1 protein-coding gene is annotated in these 538 nt (G+C 70.1%); it reads right to left on the reverse strand.

Going from position 1 to position 538, the window contains the following annotated elements; all coding sequences use genetic code 11:
* Positions 1-447, reverse strand: a 447-nt coding sequence (locus BFF77_RS29265; protein WP_107422283.1) for an RICIN domain-containing protein, incomplete at its 3' end; no start/stop codon positions are given.
* Between the last annotated feature and the right edge of the window lie 91 nt (positions 448-538).

Here is a 538-nt window from a genome sequence, read left to right on the forward strand (position 1 = left end):
ACACTTGCCGCTGGACCGGGCGACGAGCTGGTGGCCGAGGCCCTTGGGCACCAGCCGCCACTGCTCGTTGGCGGCGGTGCCGCACGTGTACTGGATGACCGGCGTGCCGTCGGCCGAGCCGCCGCCCTTGACGTTGACGCACTTGCCGCTGCTGAGCGACCGGAAGCGGTAGTACCCGCCACCCGTGCTCTCCGGCTCCCAGCGCTCATTGGCCGCGCGGGACAGGGGCCACTGGATGATGTCGGCACCGTTGTCCGAGGAGTTCCCCCGTACGTTCGCGACCTGCCCCGGGTCGCTCGCCGGCCGCAGCGTGATCTGCTCGACCGTCACGGCGCGCGGTGAGGCCGCCCCCTCCGCGTCACTGGCAGCCGCCGGACTCCACGAGCCCAGCACCACCGCGACACACCCGACCGCCGCGACGGCCCCCGTCCCCACGGTTCTGCGCATGCCCTTGACCATGACGCATCCTCCTACGCGTTCAGTTCACTACCGTCCGTAGCGAATTCAGAGCGCAGTGTAATGGACACATTTGCCCCGG

The organism is Streptomyces lushanensis (assembly GCF_001700515.1).
GTDB classification, from domain to species: Bacteria; Actinomycetota; Actinomycetes; order Streptomycetales; family Streptomycetaceae; genus Streptomyces; species Streptomyces lushanensis.